General features: G+C 73.6%; 14 protein-coding genes, 1 other RNA gene and 1 pseudogene. 6 read left to right on the forward strand and 10 right to left on the reverse strand.

The window, feature by feature from the left end:
* Window positions 1-36 precede the first annotated feature (36 nt).
* The 5 genes from ssrA to ftsE form a co-directional block, all read right to left on the reverse strand.
* Window positions 37-423, reverse strand: a transfer-messenger RNA (tmRNA) gene (gene ssrA / locus AC1VWI_RS18490).
* Window positions 424-524: 101 nt separating this feature from the next.
* Window positions 525-1,007, reverse strand: coding sequence for an SsrA-binding protein SmpB (gene smpB, locus AC1VWI_RS18495; RefSeq protein WP_499512123.1), 483 nt, complete (start codon window positions 1,005-1,007; stop codon window positions 525-527).
* A 55-nt stretch (window positions 1,008-1,062) separates the two neighbouring features.
* Window positions 1,063-2,226 (reverse strand): S41 family peptidase, encoded by a 1,164-nt coding sequence (locus AC1VWI_RS18500; RefSeq protein WP_499512124.1) that lies wholly within the window; start codon window positions 2,224-2,226, stop codon window positions 1,063-1,065.
* Window positions 2,227-2,293: 67 nt separating this feature from the next.
* Complete coding sequence (gene ftsX, locus AC1VWI_RS18505) at window positions 2,294-3,211, reverse strand: permease-like cell division protein FtsX (protein WP_499512125.1); 918 nt, start codon at window positions 3,209-3,211, stop codon at window positions 2,294-2,296.
* A gap of 44 nt (window positions 3,212-3,255) precedes the next feature.
* The gene (gene ftsE / locus AC1VWI_RS18510; RefSeq protein WP_018564091.1) at window positions 3,256-3,945 is read right to left on the reverse strand and encodes a cell division ATP-binding protein FtsE; all 690 of its coding nucleotides are present in this window, start codon (window positions 3,943-3,945) and stop codon (window positions 3,256-3,258) included.
* 275 nt (window positions 3,946-4,220) lie between these two features.
* Between ftsE and AC1VWI_RS18515 the strand changes: the two genes are divergently transcribed.
* Complete coding sequence (locus tag AC1VWI_RS18515; RefSeq protein WP_326575680.1) at window positions 4,221-4,412, forward strand: hypothetical protein; 192 nt, start codon at window positions 4,221-4,223, stop codon at window positions 4,410-4,412.
* Between the two features lie 392 nt (window positions 4,413-4,804).
* Here the strand turns inward: AC1VWI_RS18515 and prfB are convergent, their stop codons facing one another.
* The 4 genes and pseudogenes from prfB to AC1VWI_RS18535 all read right to left on the reverse strand — a co-directional run bounded on the left by prfB (window position 4,805) and on the right by AC1VWI_RS18535 (window position 10,231).
* Window positions 4,805-5,923 carry a peptide chain release factor 2 gene (gene prfB, locus AC1VWI_RS18520; RefSeq protein ID WP_499512126.1) on the reverse strand — a complete coding sequence of 373 codons (1,119 nt, stop codon included), beginning with the start codon at window positions 5,921-5,923 and terminating at the stop codon, window positions 4,805-4,807.
* Between the two features lie 85 nt (window positions 5,924-6,008).
* Window positions 6,009-6,836: a DUF8189 domain-containing protein gene (locus AC1VWI_RS18525; RefSeq protein ID WP_499516847.1), complete on the reverse strand. Its 828-nt coding sequence runs from the start codon at window positions 6,834-6,836 to the stop codon at window positions 6,009-6,011.
* Between the two features lie 75 nt (window positions 6,837-6,911).
* Window positions 6,912-8,156, reverse strand: a pseudogene (locus AC1VWI_RS18530) (serine/threonine-protein kinase); the annotation flags it as partial.
* Window positions 8,157-8,443: 287 nt separating this feature from the next.
* Window positions 8,444-10,231, reverse strand: a complete 1,788-nt coding sequence (locus tag AC1VWI_RS18535) for a serine/threonine-protein kinase (protein WP_499512127.1) — start codon at window positions 10,229-10,231, stop codon at window positions 8,444-8,446.
* A gap of 367 nt (window positions 10,232-10,598) precedes the next feature.
* Here AC1VWI_RS18535 and AC1VWI_RS18540 point away from each other — a divergent pair, with 367 nt between their 5' ends.
* From AC1VWI_RS18540 to AC1VWI_RS18560, 5 genes are all read left to right on the forward strand, one after another.
* Window positions 10,599-13,685, forward strand: coding sequence for an FtsK/SpoIIIE domain-containing protein (locus AC1VWI_RS18540; RefSeq protein ID WP_499512128.1), 3,087 nt, complete (start codon window positions 10,599-10,601; stop codon window positions 13,683-13,685).
* Window positions 13,686-13,904: 219 nt separating this feature from the next.
* Window positions 13,905-15,290, forward strand: a complete 1,386-nt coding sequence (locus tag AC1VWI_RS18545) for an ABC transporter substrate-binding protein (RefSeq protein ID WP_499512129.1) — start codon at window positions 13,905-13,907, stop codon at window positions 15,288-15,290.
* An 81-nt stretch (window positions 15,291-15,371) separates the two neighbouring features.
* On the forward strand, window positions 15,372-16,649 hold the full coding sequence (locus tag AC1VWI_RS18550) for a carbohydrate ABC transporter permease (protein WP_499512130.1): 1,278 nt from the start codon (window positions 15,372-15,374) through the stop codon (window positions 16,647-16,649).
* Window positions 16,646-17,566, forward strand: a complete 921-nt coding sequence (locus tag AC1VWI_RS18555) for a carbohydrate ABC transporter permease (protein WP_499512131.1) — start codon at window positions 16,646-16,648, stop codon at window positions 17,564-17,566. Before AC1VWI_RS18550 ends, AC1VWI_RS18555 begins: the two co-directional genes overlap by 4 nt.
* Before the next feature lie 122 nt (window positions 17,567-17,688).
* Complete coding sequence (locus AC1VWI_RS18560) at window positions 17,689-19,902, forward strand: bifunctional glycosyltransferase/CDP-glycerol:glycerophosphate glycerophosphotransferase (protein ID WP_499512132.1); 2,214 nt, start codon at window positions 17,689-17,691, stop codon at window positions 19,900-19,902.
* 4 nt (window positions 19,903-19,906) lie between these two features.
* Here AC1VWI_RS18560 and AC1VWI_RS18565 read toward each other — a convergent pair whose 3' ends face one another.
* A complete protein-coding gene (locus AC1VWI_RS18565) occupies window positions 19,907-22,003 on the reverse strand; it encodes a bifunctional glycosyltransferase/CDP-glycerol:glycerophosphate glycerophosphotransferase (protein WP_499512133.1) in 2,097 nt (698 codons plus the stop codon).
* Between the last annotated feature and the right edge of the window lie 103 nt (window positions 22,004-22,106).

Here is a 22,106-nt window from a genome sequence, read left to right on the forward strand (position 1 = left end):
CGCGCAGTGCGCGGCAGGCATCGCCTTCCGTTGGGTCAGTGGAGATGGCGGGAATCGAACCCGCGTCCTGTGGTGCAGAATCAGGGCTTCTCCGAGCGCAGTCCGCTGTGCTTTTCTCGGCCCCGGCAGTCACGCGGACAAGCCGCCGACGGGCCCAGCCACTGTTTGGTTTCCCACCGAGCCCCGTGGCCGGACTCAGTGGTTTAGTCCCCTAGCTGATGCCAGGATCCGGGTCGGGAACAGCCCCGGGCTGACACTCCGCGGAGTCTTCGCTAGCTGCTAATTAGGCAGCGAGAGCGAAGGCGGAGGAATCGCGCTTAGAAGTGGCGATTATTGTTTTCGGCATATGGTTTACGAGATCATTGCCGCTTTCTCGGCTCGCTTCCCCTGCTTCGACATCCCCAGTCGAAACCGATCATCCCCATGTTGATTTTTCAAACTGCTCACCGGGCCGTCACGGCCCGGTGGTGCTGACGCCATCGTACGTGACCGACGTACACGGAGGCCAGCGCATTTCCCGGGGGTCAGTCGCCCCGCTGCCGGCGGCGCGCCGCCGAGATGGCCCGGTCGGCCTCGCGGCGGTCCTGCTTCTCGCGCAGGGTCTGCCGCTTGTCGTAGTCCTTCTTGCCCTTGGCCAGCGCGATCTCGACCTTCGCCCGGCCGTCCTTGAAGTACAGGGAGAGCGGCACGATCGTGTGACCGGTCTCCTGGGACTTCTGGAAGAGCTTCTCGATCTCCTCCCGGTGCAGCAGCAGCTTGCGCTTGCGCCGCGCCGAGTGGTTCGTCCACGTCCCCTGGGTGTACTCGGGGATGTGCACGTTGTGCAGCCACGCCTCGCCCCCGTCGAGCTGGCCGAAGCCGTCGACCAGGGAAGCGCGTCCCTGGCGCAGCGACTTCACCTCGGTGCCGGTGAGCACCAGGCCCGCCTCGTAGGTGTCGAGGATGTGGTAGTCGTGCCGCGCCTTCTTGTTCTGCGCGATCAGCTTGCGACCCGTTTCCTTTGCCATAGCGCGGCCATTCTCGCACCTCGGCGGGGCCGGGGGGTACCGGTTTGCGCGCCGGTCAGCGGGCCGGCGTGCCCAGACCGTCCAGCACCTGGAGGGCCTCGGACTCGGCGTCCGCGCCACCGGTGACCTTCAGGTCGGGCTCGACCCCGCGGCCGTCCACCCGGCGGCCCGCGGGCAGCCGGTAGTGGCCGACGGTGAGCTCGGCGACCGAGCCGTCCGACAGCCGGCTGGGCATCTGCACCGAGCCCTTGCCGAAGGTGCGGGAGCCCACGACGACGGCACGGCCGCGGTCCTGCAGGGCGCCGGCGAGCAGTTCGGCCGCACTCATCGTGCCGCCGTCCACGAGCACGACGAGCCGGGTGTCGGTGTCGCCGGCGTCGGCCGCGTAGAGCGCCTGCTGCCTGCCGTGGACGTCGTACGTGGCGACCAGGCCGCCGTCCAGGAACGCGGAGGCCACACCGACGGCCTCGGTGACCAGGCCGCCGGAGTTGCCGCGCAGGTCCAGGACTATGCCCTTGTGTCCCGGCCGGCCGGCCAGGGCGTTGCGGACCTGCCCGGCGACACCCTTGGTGAAGGCGTCCACCTTGACGACGCTGACGCCGCCGGGGACGTGCCGGACCCGTACGGACTCCGTCGGCAGCAGGGCGCGCCGCGGGGAGACCGTCCAGGAGCGCGCGCCGCGCCGCAGGCCCAAGGCCACGGCGGTGCCGGCCGCGTCGGAACCGCGCAGCCGGGCGACGACCTCGGTGACGGGACGGCCGGTGACCTCCGTGCCGTCGATGCTCATCAGCCGGTCCCCGGCGAGCACCCCGGCCCGGGCGGCCGGGCTGCCGGACTGGACGCGGTCGATGCCGATCCGGCCGTCCTCGGTGCGTCGCACCCACAGACCGACGCCCACGTACCGGCCGTCCAGGGACTGCTGGAAACCCTCGTACTCCTGGGCCGTGTAGAAGGAGGACCAGCGGTCGCCGCTACGGCTGACCAGGGCCTGCGCGGCCTGCGCGCCGACCTTGCCCTCCGCGATCGCCTCGGCGATCTCGTCGGTGTCGGCGACGGTGCCGGCCGGGATGCGGGAGTGCGACGGCGTCCGCCGCTCCCCGCCGAGGTCCCCGAAGGAACCCGCCGCGGCACCCGTCGCCAGGACCGCGCCGAAGACCAGCGTCAGCGCCGCGGCACGGCGCAGGCGGCGTGGTCTCCCGGGCGGACGTGGGCTCAGCACGTCGGGCAGTCTAGGCGAGAAGCGGGCGCTGTACGGAAAGTTGGCCGTACAGCGCCCTTGGCGCGGATCAGACCTTGAGGTATTTGCGCAGCGCGATCAGGGCCGCCAGCGCGGGCATCAGCATGCCCACCACCAGCACCAGCGGCAGCACCTGCGCCACCTCGCCCCAGCCGAGGAAGTTGATCAGCGGCACCTTGGTCTGCAGCGAGAGGCCGTGGTCGATCAGGAAGTAGCGGCCCACGAGGAGCATCAGACAGGCCAGGCCACCGCCGACCAGACCGGCGAACGCGGCCTCCATGATGAACGGCATCTGGATGTAGAAGCTGGACGCGCCGACCAGCCGCATGATCCCGGTCTCCCGGCGGCGGCTGAAGGCCGACACGCGCACCGTGTTGACGATCAGCATCATCGCCACCGCGAGCATGAACGCCAGCACCACCAGCGCGGCCAGCGTCATGCCGTTGAGCAGCCCGAACAGGTTGTCCAGCAGGGCCTTCTGGTCCTGCACCTCCTGGACGCCGGGACGGCCCTGGAAGGCGCTCGCCACCACCTGGAACTTCGTCGGGTCCTTGAGCTTGACCCGGAACGACTCCTGCATCTGGTCCGGGGTGAGCGAGTCGGCCAGCGGCGAGTCGGAGAACTGCTCCTTGTAGTGCTTGTAGGCGTCCTCCGCGCTCTCGTGGAAGTACTTGTCCACGAGCGGCAGCGCCTTGAGCTGCTTCTCGATGTCCTGCTTCTGCTCCTCGGTGACCGCGCCCTTGGTGCAGTTGGGGTCGGTCTTGGCGTCGTTCTTGTTGCAGAGGAAGATCGACACCTGGACCTTGTCGTACCAGTAGCCCTTCATCGAGTCGACCTGCTCGCGGGCGAGCCACGAGCCGCCGGCGAGCGCGAGCGAGAGGGCCACGGAGACGATGACCGCGAAGGTCATGGTGAGGTTGCGCCGGAGACCGACGCCGATCTCCGAGAGCACGAACTGGGCGCGCATGTTGTCCTTTCAGAAGGCTGCGGTGTGCAGGGCGGGGCCCAGGCTCAGTGCTGGTAGCCGTAGACGCCGCGGGACTGGTCGCGGACCAGTCGCCCCTTCTCGAGCTCGATGACGCGCTTGCGCATCTGGTCGACGATGTTCTGGTCGTGGGTGGCCATCACCACGGTGGTGCCGGTCCGGTTGATGCGGTCCAGCAGCCGCATGATGCCCACGGAGGTCTGCGGGTCGAGGTTTCCCGTGGGCTCGTCCGCGATCAGCAGCATCGGGCGGTTGACGAACGCCCGGGCGATCGCCACGCGCTGCTGCTCACCACCGGACAGCTCGCCCGGCATGCGGTCCTCCTTGCCGCCGAGGCCGACGAGGTCGAGCACCTCGGGGACCGTCTTGCGGATGGTGCCGCGCGGCTTGCCGATCACCTCGAGGGCGAACGCCACGTTCTCCGCGACCGTCTTGTTGGGCAGCAGGCGGAAGTCCTGGAAGACGGTGCCCAACTGGCGCCGCATCTGCGGCACCTTCCAGTTGGACAACCGCGCGAGGTCCTTGCCGAGGACGTGCACCATGCCGGTGTCCGTCCGCTCCTCGCGCAGGATCAGCCGCAGGAAGGTCGACTTCCCGGAGCCGGAGGAGCCCACCAGGAAGACGAATTCACCCTTCTCGATTTCCAGCGACACGTCCCGAAGTGCAGGACGGTTCTGCCGGGGGTAGGTCTTGGTGACGTTGTCGAATCGGATCACGGTCGCACTCCGGATACAGGGGATCGGAGGCGACCTTACGCGAATGGCCGCGGCCCGCGCAGTCCGCGGTCCGGGATGACGGGTTTATTCATCGACCACGGGGGGACAAAGCAGGCATTGGCCACATGCGTCACTCTTCGGAGTCGCAGGAATCACGCGGGGCGCGCCGAGCGTCCCGGGAACTGGCACAGTGGTCGGGGGGCTCGGGAACGTACCGCCCCTGTCGCGCGTTGTTCATGGAGCGGCCGCCAGGCCGCCTGGGAGGAGGCCACCGCATGACAGTCGACCGACTGGTGTGCGCCAACTGCGCCGGCCCCGTCAGCGAGGGCCGCTGTGCGGTCTGCCGCGCCCACCGCGCCCGCATGCAGCAGGAGAACCCCTTCGCGGCCATCTCCCCGGCGGCACTGATCGCCCTGCTGGTCGCCCTGCTCGCGGTGGCGTGGGTGGTGCACGAGGCCGCCGTGTAGCACGGCGTACACAGACAGCAAGCACGGGGGCCCGCGGCGCATCGGCGCTGCGGGCCCCCGTGGCGTTTGCGGGGCTCCCGTGGACGCACAGGGGCCCCCGGATCCGGGCGTGAGCCTCCCGGCGCGGCGTGGTGGCCGCAGCCGGTCAGGCGCGGCATCAAGCGGAAACCGGCACCGACCGGACGAAGAGAGTCGCGACGGCACCCCGTCCGGCTCGCGTTGCCGTGACCCTGGGTGACCGATCCGCTGCCGCCGACGACGGTGCGGGTGGCACCGTCGGCACCCGGGCCGGACCGTCCGCACACGCCCGTGTGCGGGCTCGGGCGCCCCGGAACGCAACGACTGCCGCCCGATGGGCGGCAGTCGTGGAGTTCCGGGACGTTGACGACGCGTCAGACGCCGGCGCCCTGCTCCTGCTGCTTGCGCCAGCGGATGCCCGCCTCGAGGAAGCCGTCGATGTCGCCGTCGAGGACGCCCTGGGGGTTGCCGACCTCGTACTCCGTCCGCAGGTCCTTGACCATCTGGTACGGGTGGAGGACGTAGGAACGCATCTGGTTGCCCCAGGAGTTGCCGCCGTCGCCCTTGAGCGCGTCCATCTTGGCCTGCTCCTCCTGGCGGCGCCGCTCCAGCAGCTTGGCCTGCAGCACGTTCATCGCGCTGGCCTTGTTCTGGATCTGCGAGCGCTCGTTCTGGCAGGAGACCACGATGCCGGTCGGGATGTGGGTGATCCGGACCGCGGAGTCGGTGGTGTTGACGCCCTGGCCGCCGGGGCCGGAGGCGCGGTAGACGTCGATGCGCAGCTCGGTCTCGTCGATCTCGACGTGGTCGCTCTGCTCGACGACGGGCAGCACCTCGACGCCCGCGAAGGACGTCTGGCGGCGGCCCTGGTTGTCGAAGGGCGAGATGCGCACCAGGCGGTGGGTGCCCTGCTCGACGGAGAGGGTGCCGTAGGCGTAGGGCGCCTTCACCACGAAGGTGGTGGACTTGATGCCGGCCTCTTCCGCGAACGAGGTCTCGTAGATCTCGGTCGGGTAGCCGTGCCGCTCGGACCAGCGCAGGTACATCCGCTGCAGCTGCTCGGCGAAGTCGGCGGCGTCGACACCGCCGGCCTCGGCGCGGATGTTGACCAGCGCCTCACGGGCGTCGTACTCGCCGGACAGGAGGGTGCGGACCTCCATCTCGTCCAGCGCCTTGCGCACCGACTCCAGCTCGGTCTCGGCCTCGGCGCGGGTGTCCGCGTCGTCCTCGGCCTCGGCGAGCTCGAAGAGCACCCCCAGGTCGTCGATGCGGCCGCGCAGCGCCTCGGCCTTGCGGACCTCGGCCTGCAGGTGCGACAGCTTGCTGGTGATCTTCTGCGCCGCGTCGGGATCGTCCCACAGCGACGGGGCCGCCGCCTGCTCCTCGAGCACGGCGATGTCGGCCCTCAGCTTGTCGAGGTCCAGAACGGCCTCGATCGAGGCCATGGTCGACGAGAGGGACTTGAGCTCTTCGGATACATCCAGGACTGCCACGTCCCCCAGCGTACCGGCACGCCGCGCATTGCCGTGCCGGTGAGCCGGGGCGGCCCGGCCCACCGGCCGGGAGGTCCCGCGCCGCTCAGACGGGGACGGGGGCCGACGCGTGGGCGAGCGTGCCGTCGGCGCGGCGCAGGTACAGGGTCAGGGTGTCGTCCGCCGTGGTCAGACCGGGGTGGGAGGGGGTGCTGGCGGACAGCGGCACCGGCGTCCACGTGCCGCCGTCGGAGACGGCGGCGGCCAGGGCCCCGTCGTCGGCGGGGGCGAGGACGAAGAGCCGGCCGCCGGAGACGGCGGGTTCGGGGCGGCCCGTGGCGTCCAGGCCCGTGACGATCTCGGAGGGGCGCCAGGCGCCGTTCACGTACGGCAGGCGCAGCACCGCGCCGTCGGCCTTGCGGACGGCGAAGGCGTCCAGGGTGCCGGAGGCGGCCGAGACCAGCCCGGGGGCGGCGGTGACCCGGCCCGCGGTGGGGACCAGCGCCCAGGCGTTCCAGCGGCCGTCGACCCAGGAGGAGGTGACGAGGTCACCGCCGGAGCAGCCGACCAGGTCGATCCGGCCGGGCGCGGAGGACGCGGCGGCGGGGGTCGTGGTGAAACGGGCGGGCTGGTCGACCTGGTACCAGTCGCCCCACGCGCCGCCGCTGAGGGTGCGGCGGTAGACCTTGTGGTCGGTGCCGAGGGCGAAGACGTCCAGCTGCCCGGCGCGCGAGGAGACGACCGAGGGGTCGTCGGCGACGCTTATCCCGGTGAGCCGGTGCCAGGTGCCGGAGACCAGGTACCAGACGTTCTTGTCGCTGCCCCGGGTGAACACGTACGTCGTACCGGAGACGGAGATCGCGCGGGGGCCGCCGACCGGGTGGACGTCGTGGTCCGGGAAGTGGGGCAGCGCCGTGTAGCCGGACCAGCGCAGCGCGGCGTCCTCGGCGGTGCCCGCCGGGGTGCTGACCGCGCCCTGCGGGGAGGCGGCGGCGCCGGTGGGGGCGGTCGGGGTGGTCGAGGCCTGCCCGGACGGCTTGTCCTCCCGGCTGTTGGAGCCGCCGTCGTCGTCGGAGCCGGAGGCCGCGATCGCCCAGCCGCCGAGCCCGACGACCAGGGCGGCCGCCGCCGCGGCGCCGATCTTGACGCGGCGGCGCTGGAGCGCGTCGGGGACGGCCCGGTGGCGGTGCCGGGCGCGCTGGCCGGGCATCGCGGCGGCCCCGCCGCCGGCCAGCTCCTCCGCGGTGGGCAGCTTGATGCTGGTGTGCGTGTCGCGCGTCGAGTCGGGTGCGGAGCCGCGGACCAGGGGCACGGCACCACGTGGCTGGCCGGCCGGCGGGTCGTACGGCTCGGCGACGGAACCGGGCTCCCGGTCGTACGCATCCTCGCCGTGGTGGTCGCCGGGCGCGTCCACCTCCAGCGGGGGCAGCCCGGCGAGCGCGGGCAGCAGCTCGCGCAGCCGCGCGCCGACCTCGGCCGCCCTCAGCCGGGAGGCGGGGGCCTTGGCGAGGCACTGGGAGAGCAGCTGCCACAGCTCGTCGGGCAGGTCGGGCAGCGGCGCGACGGACTCGGTGACGTGCCGGCGCAGCACCGCGCCGGGGTGACCGCCGCCGAACGGAGTGAAGCCGGCGAGCAGCTCGTACAGGACGGTGGCGAGGGCGTAGATGTCGACGGAGGCACGCGGCGGCAGACCTTCGATGATCTCCGGTGCCAGGTAGTCGGGGGTGCCGATGATGCGGGTGGCCCGGGTGCGGCGCGGGGAGTCGACCAGCCGGGCGATGCCGAAGTCGGTGAGCAGCGCCGGGGGCGCCCCGCCCGGTCCGGGCGGGGCGGCGGAGTCCAGCAGGACGTTCTCCGGCTTGACGTCGCGGTGGACAACGCCCGCGGCGTGGGCCGCGGCCAGGCCGTCCGCGACGTCCGCGGTGATGGACACGGCCGCCTCGGGGGTGAGCCTGCGTTCGCGCTCCAGCCGGGAGCGCAGGTCCGTGCCGCGGACGAGTTCCATGACGAGCGCGAGGTCGGAACCGTCGACCACCAGGTCGCGGATGCCGACGATGTGCGGGTGGTGGAGCGCCAGCAGGGCCGTGCGCTCCTGCACGAAGCGGCCGACGAGGTCCTGGTCGGAGGCGAGGTCCTCGCGCAGCAGCTTGATGGCGACCGGGCCTTCGGGGCCCTCGCCCAGCCACACCGTGCCGGCGGAACCCCGCCCCAGCACCTGGTGCGCGGTGTACCGGCTGCCGATCTTCCGTCCCAAGGCTGCTCCGACTCCTCCGACGTGCCGTCGTGTTGGCGACAAAGCTACGCGGATGCGAGCCGGTTGGGGGAACCTGTCAGGGGTGAGTGCGGCTTCTCCGGGAGAAATCACCCTCCAGAAGTCGACAAATCACCAACATCGGCGGATCGGAGAGGTGACGGCGTACCGCTCGGCGTTGACGGAACCGGGCCCCGCGCACGGGTGGCGCCACGTCATCCGCCGCCCCGGCCCGCCCAGTTGCGCGCTCGGTTGCCGGCGCCCCCGGCCGGGGGCGCCGCCGCACGCCGCTACTGGTTGCCGCCGGGGACGTTCGGGACGTCCGGGGCGCTGTTGGCGGTGTCACCGATGGTGGAGACCCAGTTCCACGCCTCGCTGATCCAGCCGGTCACGGTGTCCCACAGGCCCTTGCCCGTGTTCAGCCAGTCCTGCAGGGGGGTGAGGTACCAGGCCAGCATGAAGATCACGATCAGCACGACGATCATCGTGAAGCAGCCCTTGAGGCACCCCAGGCCCGGGATCTTCATCGGGTTGGCGCTGCGGGGGCGCGGCTCGCGGTGCGGGGCCGGCTCGGGCGCGGGCGGGCGCTGCGGCTCGTACCGCTGGTGCTGCGGCTGCTCGTAGCGCGGCGCGGGCTGCTGCGGCCGCGGCGCGTACTGCTGGGGCTGGGGCTGCGGCTGCTGGCCGTACTGCTGCGGATGCGGCTGCGGGGCGTAGGCGGGCTGCGAGGGCTGCCGGTACTGAGGGGGCTGCTGCGGCCGCTGCTGGTACGCCTGGGGAGGCTGCTGCGGCTGTTGCGGCTGCTGGGCGGGCTGCCGGCGCGGCCTGCGGCGCAGCGGGTCCTGCTCCGGGTCCAGGTACTGGATCTCGGTCTGCTCGGCGCGCGCACGGGCGCGGTTGAGCTGCGACTCCCACGGATGCGGGCCCTGCGGGACACCGGAGTCCGGCGGCCCGTCCGGCACCGGCGGCATCACGCGGGTGCCGTCGCCGGACGCCGTCGGTGCCGAGCCGCCCGGGATCACCCGGGTCGCATCGGCGGCGCCCCCCGCCGAGGCGGGCAGGACGCTGGTGGCGGCATTGGGGTCGTACGCGTCGTACGCGCCGACGGGCGACCGGTTCGGCAGCACCTGGGTGGGGTCGGCGGTGCCCGGCGGGACGAGCGGGGTGTCCGGGACGGTGGCCGGGGCCGGGTCCGGCGCGAGCAGCGCGGCGACGCCGAGCGCCGCCTCGGACTGCGCCGGGGAGGAGTGCACGCCCACGCCCGCCGCGACGACGCGCAGGGCGCGCGCCAGGTTCTCCGCGCTCGGCCGCTCGCCGGGCTCCTTGCGCAGGCAGCGCTCTATCACCGTCCACAGCGGTTCGGGCACGGTCGAGGGACGGCGCGGCTCCTCGCTCAGGTGCTGGTGCAGCACTTCGAGCGCGCTCTCGCCCCGGAACGGCGGGCGGCCGGTGACCAGTTCGTACAGGAGGATGCCGGCGCCGTAGATGTCCACCGCGGAGGTCTGCGGACGGCCCTGGGCCGACTCCGGCGCTATGTAGGCGGGCGTGCCGACGAACTCGTGGGTGCGGGTGACGCCGGGCGAGTCCGCCAGCCGCGCGATGCCGAAGTCGGTCAGCATCGGGTGCATCTGCTGGGTGCCGTCCGGGCCGGCGACGGTGGCGAGCAGGACGTTGGCGGGCTTGAGGTCGCGGTGGACCACGCCGTCGGCGTGGCTGGCGGCCAGCGCGTCGGCCACGGCGGCGGTCAGCAGGGCGGCGCCGACCGGCGAGAACGGGCCGTTCTCGCGCAGGTGGCGGTAGAGGTCGGGACCCTCGACCAGGTCCATCACCAGGGCGAGCAGCTCACCCTCCACGACCAGGTCGCGGACCCGGACGATGTGCGGGTGGCGCAGCCTCAGCAGGACCGACCGCTCCCGGAGGAAGCGCATGACGATGTCGGGATCGCCCGCCAGCTCCTCCTTGAGCACCTTGATCGCGACGGTCTCGCCGGTGTCCCGTACGTGCGACCGCCACACGGTGCCCGTGGCTCCGCGCCCGAGCGGCTCCACCAGTTCGTATTTGCTGCCTACCGGCCGCACGTTCGCGCTCCCTGGATCTTGGCCTGGTCCGTGGCCTGTTTCGCCCACTGTAGTGCCGCCACGTGGGAGCGGGGCTGCGTTCCGGTACGGGGCGGGTGTGGGGTTAGGACGCTGGGTACGGTCGTTTGGTTGCTCTTTCCGCCCAATGCTGACCATTCAAGATCGCAAAGGTGGGCACCGGCGGCGAGCTGTCGGCGGCGGGTGGGAGGATGCGTGTCGCGGAACGCGCATCGCCGAGCCGGCTGGGTCAGCCGGGCGAGGGGAGCCCGCCGGTCCGTTCTTGTACGTGTCGACGTCCCGGGCACGGCGGGGTGGGGTCGGGGGCCCGCACCGCGGTGGATCCGGGCAGAAGGGACCGTGGACGGAGATGCAGATCCGGCTGACCGTTCTCGGGCCGCGCGGCGGCCGCGCGGCGCGCTCCTGCGACGTGCTGGTCACCGCGCCCGCGGGCACTCCCCTGAGTGCCGTGGCCGGAGCCCTCGCGTCCGGCTCGGGCGGCTCCGGCCAGCCCGCGCGGGCCGGCAAGTCCACGCCCCCGCTGTACGCGGGCACCGAGCGCCTGGACCCGGCCACCGCCGTCCTCGGCGTGCCGCCCCTGCTCGACGGCGCCGTCCTGTCGCTGCACTCCCCCGCCGACGGGCACGACGGCGGCCGCCCCTCGGCCGCCGCCCGGCTGCACGTCGTCGGCGGACCCGACGCGGGCGGCGTCCACCTGCTGCAGGGCGGCCGGATCCGGGTCGGCCGGTCCGCGGACGCGGACGTCCCGCTGGACGACCCCGACGTCTCGCGGCTGCACTGTGCCATCACGGTGGACGGCGAGGGCCGGGTCACCGTGGCCGACCTCGGCTCCACCAACGGCACCACCCTCGACGGCGCTCCCGTGGGCGAGCGCGCGGTCCCCTTCCCCGCCGGCACGCTGCTGCGGATCGGCGAGTCGACCCTCCGGCTGGAGCCGGCACCCCCGGGCTCGGCCGTCCCCCCGCCGCCCGCCTCCATCCCCGCCGTCCCCGACGCCGAGGGGCACCTCCAGGTGACCCTCCCCCCGACCTCCTGGCCGGACAGCGGCCCCGTGGCGACCTGGCGTCCCGCCCGTCCCGCCGACGGCACCGGGGAGCGGCCCGCCGCCCGGGACGCGGCGCCCGCCGACGGCCCGACGACCACCGGCACCGGCGCCGGGAACGTGGGCGTGGACGCCCTCGCCGCTCCCGCGCCCGGACCGGGGCCGGCGCAGGACGCGCCGGACACCCCGGCCCGGCGGGACACCCCGCAGCGCGGCCTGTCCGAGCAGACCCGCACGGTCGCGCTGCCCCAGGGCCGCCGCGGCGGCGGGAAGGCCGCGGAGGCCGGCAGCCGGATGGCCGGGGCCATAGGGGGCTGGGCCAGGCGCCTGGCGGCCGGACGCGGCGCCCCGGGCGCCGACGGCCCCGGGGGCGGCGCGGCGACGTACGACCAGGCCGACGCCGCCGCGCTGCGCGAGCGCTGGCCCGATCCCGCGGCCGTCCTGCTCACCGCGCTCGGACCGGGCCCGCGGCTGTGGGAGCGCGCCCTCGGCCATCCCGACCTGCTCACGGTCCGGCTCGGCACCGCCGACCTGACCGCCGAGGACGGCTTCCGGACGCTGCCCGCCGTGCCGTTCACCGTCGACCTGCGCGACCCGCACACCCATGTGCTGGGCCTCGCCGGACCGCGCCCGAGGCTGTCCGGGCTGGCCCGGGCGGTGATCGCCCAGCTGTGCGCCCTGCACCCGCCCGGCGTGCTGGAGGTCGTCCTGGTCAACGCCGACCGCTCCCGTCCCGCCGAACAGCGGGCCGAGGAGTGGGGGTGGCTGAACTGGCTGCCGCATCTGCGCCCGGCGCACGGCCAGGACTGCCGGCTGCTCACCGCCACGGACCGGGAGCAGGCGGAGGCCCGCGTCTCCGAGGTGGTCCGGCGCATCGAGGAGGGCCCGCTCGGCACGGGCTGGGCGACCGCCTCCCCGGAGGAGGTGGCCGAGGCCGCGGCACGCCGCGAGGGCCCGTACACCCTGCTGGTGGTGGACGGCGACCCGGGCTCGGCCTATCTGCGCGAGGCCGCGGGCCGCATCGCGGCCGCCGGGCCGTCGGTCGGGGTGCACCTGCTGTGCCTGGCCGAGAGCCCGGAGCGGCTGGCCGCCGGGTGCGGTGCCGTCGCCGTACTGGAGGGCGACGTCGCGACGACGCTGCGGATGGAGCCGCACGGCCCGGAGCACATGACCATGGAGGCGGTGTCGGCGGCCTGGGCCGAGCGTTTCGCGCGCGCCCTCGCTCCGCTGCGCGAGGGCGACGCCGCCGCGCCCCGGCGTACGCGCTCCGCGCTGCCGCCGACGGCCCGGCTGCTGGACGAACTGGACCTGGCCCTCGCCACCCCGGCGAAGATCGCGACCCGCTGGGCCGAGCCCGCTCCCTCCGGCGGCGCCGCCGCGGCGGTCCTGGGCGCCGGCCCGGAGGGCCGGGTCCTGGTCGACCTGGTCGCCGAGGGGCCGCACCTGCTGGTCGGCGGCGCCGCGGGCGCCGGCAAGACCGAACTGCTGCGTTCGGTGGCCGCCGCCCTGTCCGCGGGCGAGCGGCCGGACCGGCTGGCCCTGGTCCTCGTCGACGGCGCCGGGTCGGAGCGCGGCGAGGGGCTGCGCACCTGCACCGACCTCCCGCACGTCTCCACCTATCTGTCCGCCTCCGACCCGGTGCGGATGCGCGAGTTCGCGCAGGCCCTCACGGCGGAGCTGAGGCGCCGTGACGAGCTGCTGGACGGGGGCGACTTCGCGCAGTGGCACGAGCGCCGCCGACTGCCCGCCGTGCCCCGCCAGGTGGAGCCGGGCCACGCCCCGGCCGGTGCCGCCGACCCGCAGGTGCGCGGCGCGGTGCGGGTACGGACCCGCACCACCGAGCCGCTGCCCCGGCTGGTCGTGGTGGTGGACGACTTCGACGTCCTGGTCGCTCCCGCACTGGGCAGTCCCGGCCGGCCCGCCGCGGGCTCGGTGGTCCGCGCCCTGGAGGGCGTGGCGCGCGACGGTGAGCGTCTCGGCGTCCACCTGGTCGCCGCGACCGGCCGCCCGGAGCGCACCGCGGGCACCGACACCGACGACGCGGCGCGGCTGCGGATCGCGCTGCGCACCGAGGAGCCGGAGTCGGCCGCGCTGCTGGTCGCCGTCGAGGAGCCGGCGACCGTCGACGACGCCCTGCCGGGCCGGGGTTACCTGCGCCGGCCGGACGGAGCGGTCACGGCCTTCCAGGCCGGACGGGTCAGTGGCCGGATCCCGCGTACGGCGACCCTGCGGCCCACGGTGGTCCCGCTGGAATGGGAGCGCATGGGCGATCCGCCGACCCGCCGCCCGGTCCGCGAACTGGGCAACGGCCCCACCGACCTCGCCCTGCTGGCCAGTGCCCTGCAGCGTGCCGCGGAGTCCGCGGCGGCCGATCCGGTGCCGCCGCTGCTCTGAGCCCTCCCGGTCCCCTGCGCCGGCCGCACCGCCGGTCACATGAAGGTCACGATCCAACCGCCGTGCGCTGAGGCGCTATTGCGGCGGTTATCAGACAGGGCGTAGGACTGAACGCGGAACAGCGGATGACGCGGGGACGGGACGCCCGGCGCAGCTGCCACGGCCATGCGGCGGGCTGCCACCGCGGCGCGGGTCCGCGCTGAGGGGATGGGCAGGCAGATGCGGACATCCAGCAGGCGCACGCGACGTACACGCGAAGCGGTCATCGCCGCCGTGGCGACGGCCGCCCTGGCGCTGACGGCCGCCGGGTGCGGCGGAGGCGACGACGACAAGGGCGACCCCGGTGGGGGCCGGAGCAGTTCCGGTGGCGGCGGGAGCGTCTCGCTGCCGGACCTCAAGGGCGTCAAGCTCGAGGTCGCGGCGGTGTGGACCGGACCGGAGCAGAAGAACTTCCAGAAGGTGCTGGACGAGTTCACCCGGCGCACCGGGGCCGAGGTCGGCTTCGTGCCCACCGGCGACAACGTCTCCACCTTCCTCGGTACGAAGATCGAGGGCGGCCAGCCGCCGGACGTGGCGTTCCTCCCGCAGGTCGGAGTGTTACGGCAGTTCGCGCAGAAGGGCTGGCTGAAGCCGCTCTCCTCCGACGTCCAGGCGCAGCTCGACAAGAACTTCACCACGGGCTGGAAGGACCTGGGCGCGTACGAGGGCAAGCAGTACGGCGTCTACGCCAAGGCCGCCAACAAGTCGCTGGTCTGGTACAATACCGCGGCCTTCGAGAACGCCGGGGTCTCCGAACCTCCGGCCACCTGGGACGACTTCCTCCAGACCGCCGAGACCCTCTTCGAGTCGGGCACTCCCCCGGTATCGGTCGGCGGGGCGGACGGCTGGACCCTCACCGACTGGTTCGAGAACATCTACCTCTCCCAGGCCGGGCCGGAGAAGTACGACCAGCTGGCCGAGCACAAGATCAAGTGGACCGACCCCTCGGTGAAGGACGCGCTCACCACCCTCGCCCAGCTCTTCGGCAAGAAGGACCTGATCGCCGGCGGGCAGAGCGGTGCGCTCAAGACCGACTTCCCGAAGTCCGTGACGCAGACCTTCACCGGCAACCCGCCGAAGGCCGGCATGGTCTACGAGGGCGACTTCGTCGGCGCGTTCATCGGCGACAACACCAAGGCGAAGGTGGGCGAGGACGCCAAGGTCTTCCCCTTCCCCGCGGTGGGCTCCGGCAAGGCCCCGGTGGTCAGCGGCGGTGACGTCGGTGTGGCGCTGAAGGACACCAAGGGCGCGCAGGCGCTGCTGACCTTCCTCGCCTCCACCGACGCGGCGAAGGTGTGGGCCTCCTCGGGCGGCTTCGTCTCGCCGAACAAGTCGCTGGACCTGTCGGCGTACCCGGACGAGGTCTCCCGCTCGATCGCCCAGGGCCTGGTCGCGGCGGGCGACGACTTCCGCTTTGACATGTCCGACCAGGCCCCGGCGGCCTTCGGCGGCACCGCGGGCAAGGGCGAGTGGAAGGACCTGCAGGACTTCCTGAGGAACCCCTCCGACGTCGCCGGCACGCAGGCCAAGCTGGAAGCGGACGCCGCCAAGGCGTACGCCGGCTAGGCGGCCACGATGGCGACGGCGGCCACGGCGAAGGGGCCGGCCGCTCCCGGCGGCGCTCCCTCCGCCCCGGGCAGGAGCGTCATGGGCACCCGGCGCTGGGTGGCGGGACTGTTCCTGCTGCCCGCGCTGGTGCTGCTGGGCGCGCTGGTGGTGTACCCGATCGGGTACACCACCTGGCGCAGCCTGTTCGACAAGGCCGGCTCGGGTTTCGTCGGCCTGCACAACTACGCCTCGGTCTTCAGCGACGACAGCACCCTGACGGCGCTGCGCAACACCGCGGTCTGGGTGGTCGTGGCGCCGGTGCTGGCCACGGCCCTCGGGCTGGTCTTCGCGGTGCTGACCGAACGGGTGAGCTGGGGCACCGCCTTCAAGCTGGTCGTCTTCATGCCGATGGCGATCTCGATGCTGGCGGCCGGGATCATCTTCCGGCTGGTGTACGAGCAGGACCCGGCGCGCGGCGCGGCCAACGCGGTCGTGGTCGGTGTCCACGACACCTTCGCCGAGTCCTCGGCGTACCCCGGGGCCCGGCCCCGGCCGAACGGCTCGCTGGCGGCCTCGGGAGGAGGCTCGTACACCACGCGGGACGCCGCCGGGCAGGGGACGGCGGTCGGGCTGCCGCTGATCGGCATCCCCGCGGCGAAGCTGCCCGCGGGCACCGCGGACGCCCGGCAGGCCGCCGCGGGCCCCGGCGTGACCGGCACCGTGTGGCTGGACTTCAAGCCGGGCGGCGGCGGCGAGCCCGGGGTGATCGACGCCGGTGAGAAGGCGCTGGAGGGCGTCAAGGTCGAGGCCGTGCGCGACGGACGGGTGGTGGCCTCGGCCACCTCCGGCACGGACGGCACCTTCTCGCTGCCCGCCTCGGCGGCCGGGGCCCAACTGCGGCTGCCGGCGTCGAACTTCGCGGAGCCTTACAACGGTGTCGACTGGCTCGGCCCCACCCTGGTGACGCCCGCCATCATCGGGTCGTACCTGTGGATGTGGGCGGGCTTCGCCATGGTCCTCATCGCGGCGGGCCTGGCGGGGGTGCCGCGGGAGCTGATGGAGGCGGCGCGCATCGACGGCGCCAACGAGTGGCAGGTCTTCCGCAGGATCACCGTGCCGCTGCTGGCGCCGGTGCTGGTCGTGGTCGTCGTGACACTCATGATCAACGTGATGAAGATCTTCGACCTGGTCTACATCGTCGCGCCCGACACCTCCAAGGACGAGGCCAACGTCCTGGCCCTGCAGCTGTACCTGTCCTCCTTCGGGGCCGGCAACGACCAGGGCGTGGGCAGCGCGATCGGTGTGGTCCTGCTGCTGCTGGTCGTCCCGGTCATGGTCTTCAACATCCGCCGACTGCGCAGGGAGGCCCGACGATGACGACCGTCGCAGGCACAGCGGAACCGGCGGGCCCCGCCGAGGCGCGGGCCACCACGGCCGCCGCCCGGCGGTCCTTCGCCTCGCGGGTGGCGGCCCGTACCAGCGGCGGGGCGCTGCGGGTGTTCCTGGTGCTGGTGGCCCTGTTCTGGCTGATGCCGACCGTGGGGCTGCTGATCTCCTCCTTCCGCGGGCCGGTGGACATCGCCGACTCCGGCTGGTGGAAGGTGTTCACCACACCCTCGCAGCTGACCGTCACCAACTACCGGGAGCTGCTCGGCAACGACGCCGTCACCTCCTCGCTGGTCAACACCGCCCTGATCACGGTGCCGGCCACGTTGCTGGTGGTGGTGATCGGGGCGCTGGCGGGCTACGCCTTCGCCTGGATGGAGTTCCCGGGCCGGGACTGGCTGTTCCTCGTGGTGGTGGGGCTGCTGGTGGTGCCGGTGCAGATCGCGCTCGTCCCGGTGGCGAAGCTGTTCGGGCAGATCGGGATCTTCGGCGACATCATCGGCGTGGTGCTCTTCCACGTCGGCTTCGGCCTGCCGTTCGCGGTCTTCCTGCTGCGCAACTTCTTCGCGGAGATCCCGCGGGAGCTGCTGGAGGCGGCCCGGCTGGACGGCGCGGGCGAGCTGCGGCTGTTCGCCACCGTGATCATGCCCCTGGGCGGCCCGGCGATCGCCTCGCTCGGCATCTTCCAGTTCCTGTGGGTGTGGAACGACATGCTGGTGGCGCTGATCTTCTCCAACAGCGGCTCGCAGCCCATCACGGTCGCGCTGCAGCAGCAGGTCCGGCAGTTCGGCAACAACATCGACGTCCTGGCACCGGGGGCCTTCGTGTCGATGGTGGTCCCGCTCGTCGTCTTCTTCGCCTTCCAGCGCCAGTTCGTCTCCGGCGTCATGGCGGGCGCCGTGAAGTGACCCCGTAACCCTCCGCAGGCCAGAGGGGCAACACTCCGTCGTCGGACGGGTCGCCGTACGCGGCGTACGCCCGGGATATAACGGGCATACGCCGCGTAAGCCGACATTATGGATGTGCTGCCTTGCCCCGGTTCAGCGTCATCGTGCCCGCCCACAAGGTGCAGGCCTACCTGCACGAGTGCCTGGAGTCCGTGCTCGGGCAGAGCTTCTCGGACTTCGAGGTGATCGCCGTCGACGACCGCTCCCCGGACGCCAGCGGTGCCATCCTCGACGCCTTCGCGGCCCGCGACCGCAGGGTGACCGTCCTGCACCTGAAGGAGAACGTGGGTCTCGGCCCGGCCCGCAACGCCGGGATGGCCCGCGCCACCGGGGACTACCTGCTCTTCCTCGACAGCGACGACACCCTCGCGCCCGGCTCCCTGCAGGCCGTCGCCGACCGCCTGAAGGAGACCGCCGAGCCGGACGTGCTGGTCTACGACTACGCCCGCACCTACTGGGACGGCCGTGTCGTGCGCAACCAGCGCGCCCCCCTGCTCGCCCAGGACGCACGCCCCGCCGGGCCCCTCGACGACCGGCCCGAGCTGCTGCGGCTGCTGCCGGTCGCCTGGAACAAGGCGTACCGGCGGGAGTTCGTCCAGCGCCGCGACCTCGCCTTCCCGCCCGGCTGGTACGAGGACGTCCCCTGGACCTACCCCCTGCTGCTGTCCGCCCGCAGCATCGCGGTGCTCGACCGGGTCTGCGTGCACTACCGGCAGCGCCGCCGGGGCAGCATCCTGCGCACCACCAGCAGCCGGCACTTCGACGTCTTCGACCAGTACGACCGGGTCTTCGCCTTCCTCGACCGCAACCCCGCCCTCGACAGCTGGCGGGCCGCCCTCTTCAGCCGGATGACCGACCACCTGCTGGCGGTCTACAACACCCCCGGCCGGCTGCCCCGCTCGGCCCGGGGCGTCTACTTCCAGCGCTGCAGCGTCCACTTCCGCCGCTACCGCCCGCAGGAGCCCGGCTCCCGTCCGCACGGCGTCCCCGGCGGCACCCGGCGGCTGCTCGTGCGGCTCGGCGCGCGGCAGGTCTTCGACGCCGTGCGCACCGCCAACGCGCTGCGCAGGAGGCTGCGGCGGCTGGTGAAGGACACCGCCCGGGCGGCCCGGGAGGCGGGCCTGCGGCTGCACTACCGGATCCAGCGGCAGCGCCGCCTCGACCCGGACCTGGCCGTCTTCGCGGCCTGCCGCTACGCCGGCTACGGCGGCGACCCCGCCGCCCTGGAGGCCGCCGTCCGCGACCTGGCCCCGCACCTGCGCACCGCGTGGATCACGACCCCGGCGTACGCGGCCACCCTGCCGCGCGGCGTACGCCGGCTCCAGCCCGGCTCGCCCGCGTACTGGACGGCGCTGGCGCGCGCCACCTATCTGGTCAACGACGTCAACTTCCCGCACGCCTACCGCAAGCGGCGCGGCCAGGTGAACCTCCACACCCACCAGGGCACCCCGCTCGGCCGCACGGGCCTGGACGTCCAGGGGCACCCGGCCGCCTCGGCGGGCCGTGACTTCGCCCGGATGCTGGCCCACACCGACCGCTGGGACTTCTGCCTGTCCGCCAACCCGCACTCGACCGTGGTCTGGGAGCGGGCCTACCCCGCCGGCTACACCACCTTGGAGCACGGGCGGCCCGGCAACGACGTCCTGCTGCGCGCCGACGCCGACGACGTGCGGCGGATCCGGGCCCGGCTGGGCATCCCGCCGGAGTCCACGGCGATCCTGTACGCGCCCGCGCACCGCGACTACCGGCGCGGCTTCCACCCGCCCGTCGACCTGGTCCGGCTGGCCCGTGAACTCGGCCCCGGCCACGTGGTCCTGTACCGGGCACCGGACGGCCACGGCGGCTCGGGCACGCTCCCCGAGGGGCTGCCGGACACCGTGCTGGACGTCTCCGCCCACCCTTCGGTCCAGGAGCTGTGCCTCGCGGCGGACGCCCTGGTGACCGACTACTCCCCCCTGATGTTCGACTACGCCGGCCTCGACCGCCCGATCGTGGTCCACGCCGAGGACTGGACGGCCTACCGGGCCGCCCGCGGCACGTACTTCGACATCACCGCCGGCGCCCCCGGGCCGGTCGCCCGGAGCGAGGACGAACTCCTGTCCATCCTCACCACGGACACCTGGCGCGGCCCCCGTTCGGCCCAGTCCCGGGCGGCGTTCCGGGCCCACTTCTGCCCGTGGGACGACGGCCACGCCGCCGAGCGGGTCGTGCGGCGGGTCTTCCTCGGCGAGGACGGCGGCCAGCCGGCCGCCCTCCCCCCGGAGCGCCGTACCCCCGCCCCGGCGGCCCGCCCCTGACGGCTCACGGCGGCGGCGCGGGGGTGCGCTCGTCCGGCTTGAGGACGGGCAGCAGCTCCGGTTCGCCGAGCAGCACCCGCCGTACGGCGCGTTCGGCGGCCCGGCCGTCGTCCCAGGGGCAGAAGCGGGCCCGGAAGGCCGCCCGCAGCTCGGCCGCCTCCGGCGAGGCCCAGGCACCGGAGCGGAAGGCGGTGGCGATCGCGGCCTCGTCGCGGGCGACCACGCCCGGGGTGTCGCCGGGGCGCCCGGAGACCAGGTCGAAGTAGACCCCGCGGGCGGCCCGGTAGACCTCCCAGTCGGCGGCGTGGACCACGATCGGGCGGTCGAGGCCGGCGTAGTCGAACATCAGCGACGAGTAGTCGGTGAGCAGCGCGTCGGAGGCCAGGCACAGCTCCTCCAGCGGTGTGTGCGCGGAGACGTCCAGCGCCCCCTCCGGCAGCGCCGCCGGGCCGGCCCCGGGGTAGAAGTAGTGCGCGCGGACCAGCACCAGGTACTCCCGCCCCAGCGCCCGGCACAGCCGGGCGAGGTCCAGCTGCGGGACGAACTCCCGCTGGTAGTCGCGGTGCGTGGGGGCGTACAGGATCGCCCTGACCCCGTCCGGGATGCCCAGCGCGGCCCGGATCCGCCGCACGTCGTCGGCGCCCGCGGTGAAGTACACGTCGTTGCGGGGGTAGCCGGTCGGCAGCGTCAGGTAGCCGCCGGGGTAGACCCGCTCCCAGACCTCGCTGGAGTGGGGGTTGGCGGACAGGGAGTAGTCCCACTGGTCGGCGTGGTCCAGCAGACGGCGGAAGCTCATGCCCTTGGCCACCGCCGGGTGGGCGCGCAGGTCCATGCCCATGTGCTTGAGCGGGGTGCCGTGGTGGGTCTGCAGGTAGACCTGGCCGGGGCGCTTGACGACCTCCCCGGTGAAGTTGGCGTTGTTCACCAGGAAGCGGGCGCGGGCCAGCAGCTCCCAGTAGCGGCGGGAGTTCGCCTCCACCCGGTCGACGCCCTCGGGGACCGCGTCCTGCGCACCGCGCCGGACCACCCACACCCCGTGCAGGTGCGGGGCGAGCTCGCGGGCCTTGCGGTAGATCGCGGCGGGGCTGCACAGCACCCCCCGGTTCCAGTACGCCGCGTACACCACCAGGTCGTCGTCGAGCGGGCGGCGGCGTTCCAGGGCGTACCAGCGGCGGTACACCTCGCGGGCGGCGGCGTTGCGGTGCGTGCGCAGCCGCCGGGCGGCCCGGGTGCCCAGCTCCGCGGCGCGGTGGGCGGCGAAGGTGCCCGGCAGCCCGGCTCGGCGGAAGAAGGCGGCGCGGTCCTGCGGGCGCAGCCGCCCGGGGTCGTCCAGGACGGCCGTGAGCCGCCGGTCCCGCTCGGCGCGCAGCACCGGCAGGTCGTGCCGGGCCAGCAGTGCGTCGTACCGGTCGGCCAGGACGAGGTGCTGCGGGCCCGGCGTGCTGGAGAAGCTGCCGCGGCGGCGCCCGCGCCACGTGACGCAGACCCGGTCCAGGCAGGCGATGCGGGGGGCGGCGAGCAGCATCTCGTACGCCACCGGAACGTCCTCGTACGGCCCGGCACCGAAGGCGAACCCGACCCAGTAGTCGCGCCGCACCACCCGGTTCCAGGCGGCGGGGAAGACGGTCAGGCACTGCGGGCGCTCGGTGGCCCGGAAGACGGCGTGCCCGGCGAGCGCGGCCGCCTGCAGGAAGTCGCCGTCCCCGCTCTCCGTGCGGTGTTCCCACACGTCGACCCGGTCGTGGTCGAAGAGCAGCACCTCCGGGTCGCCGGTGGCCCGCAGCCTCGCGTCGAGGGCGGTCAGGGCGCCGGGCGCGAGGAGGTCGTCGGAGTCGAGGAAGAGCAGGTAGTCGCCGCTGGCCCGGGCCGCGCCCGCGTTCCGGGCCGGGCCGGGCCCCGCGTTGCGGGGCCGCCGCAGCGGGAGCACCCTGGGGTCGGCGGCGGCGACCTCGTCGACGACGGCGGCCGACCCGTCGGGCGAGCAGTCGTCGACCGCGATCAGCTCCAGGTCCGCGTACCGCTGCCCGAGCACCGACTCCAGGCACGCACGGACGTAACCCTGGGTCTTCCATACCGGGACGATCACACTGAACCGAGGCATAGCGCCGAGCGTAGGCAGGAGCGGCCCCCGGCGCCCGGTGGATCACCCGAAAGGCGCAGGCGAGGTGACCGAGGACGCGATCACGAGTTGAACCCCTCGCCCC

It is taken from the genome of Streptomyces sp. TOM-9, from assembly GCF_056858595.1.

Bases quoted from the DNA above. Each gene is read 5' to 3' on its own strand.
- AC1VWI_RS18555 (WP_499512131.1), top strand. From the start codon at position 16,646: ATGACGACCGTCGCAGGCACAGCGGAACCGGCGGGCCCCGCCGAGGCG.
- ftsX (WP_499512125.1), bottom strand. From the start codon at position 3,211: ATGCGCGCCCAGTTCGTGCTCTCGGAGATCGGCGTCGGTCTCCGGCGC.
- AC1VWI_RS18565 (WP_499512133.1), bottom strand. From the start codon at position 22,003: ATGCCTCGGTTCAGTGTGATCGTCCCGGTATGGAAGACCCAGGGTTAC.
- smpB (WP_499512123.1), bottom strand. From the start codon at position 1,007: ATGGCAAAGGAAACGGGTCGCAAGCTGATCGCGCAGAACAAGAAGGCG.
- AC1VWI_RS18515 (WP_326575680.1), top strand. From the start codon at position 4,221: ATGACAGTCGACCGACTGGTGTGCGCCAACTGCGCCGGCCCCGTCAGC.
- AC1VWI_RS18540 (WP_499512128.1), top strand. From the start codon at position 10,599: ATGCAGATCCGGCTGACCGTTCTCGGGCCGCGCGGCGGCCGCGCGGCG.
- AC1VWI_RS18550 (WP_499512130.1), top strand. From the start codon at position 15,372: ATGGGCACCCGGCGCTGGGTGGCGGGACTGTTCCTGCTGCCCGCGCTG.
- AC1VWI_RS18545 (WP_499512129.1), top strand. From the start codon at position 13,905: ATGCGGACATCCAGCAGGCGCACGCGACGTACACGCGAAGCGGTCATC.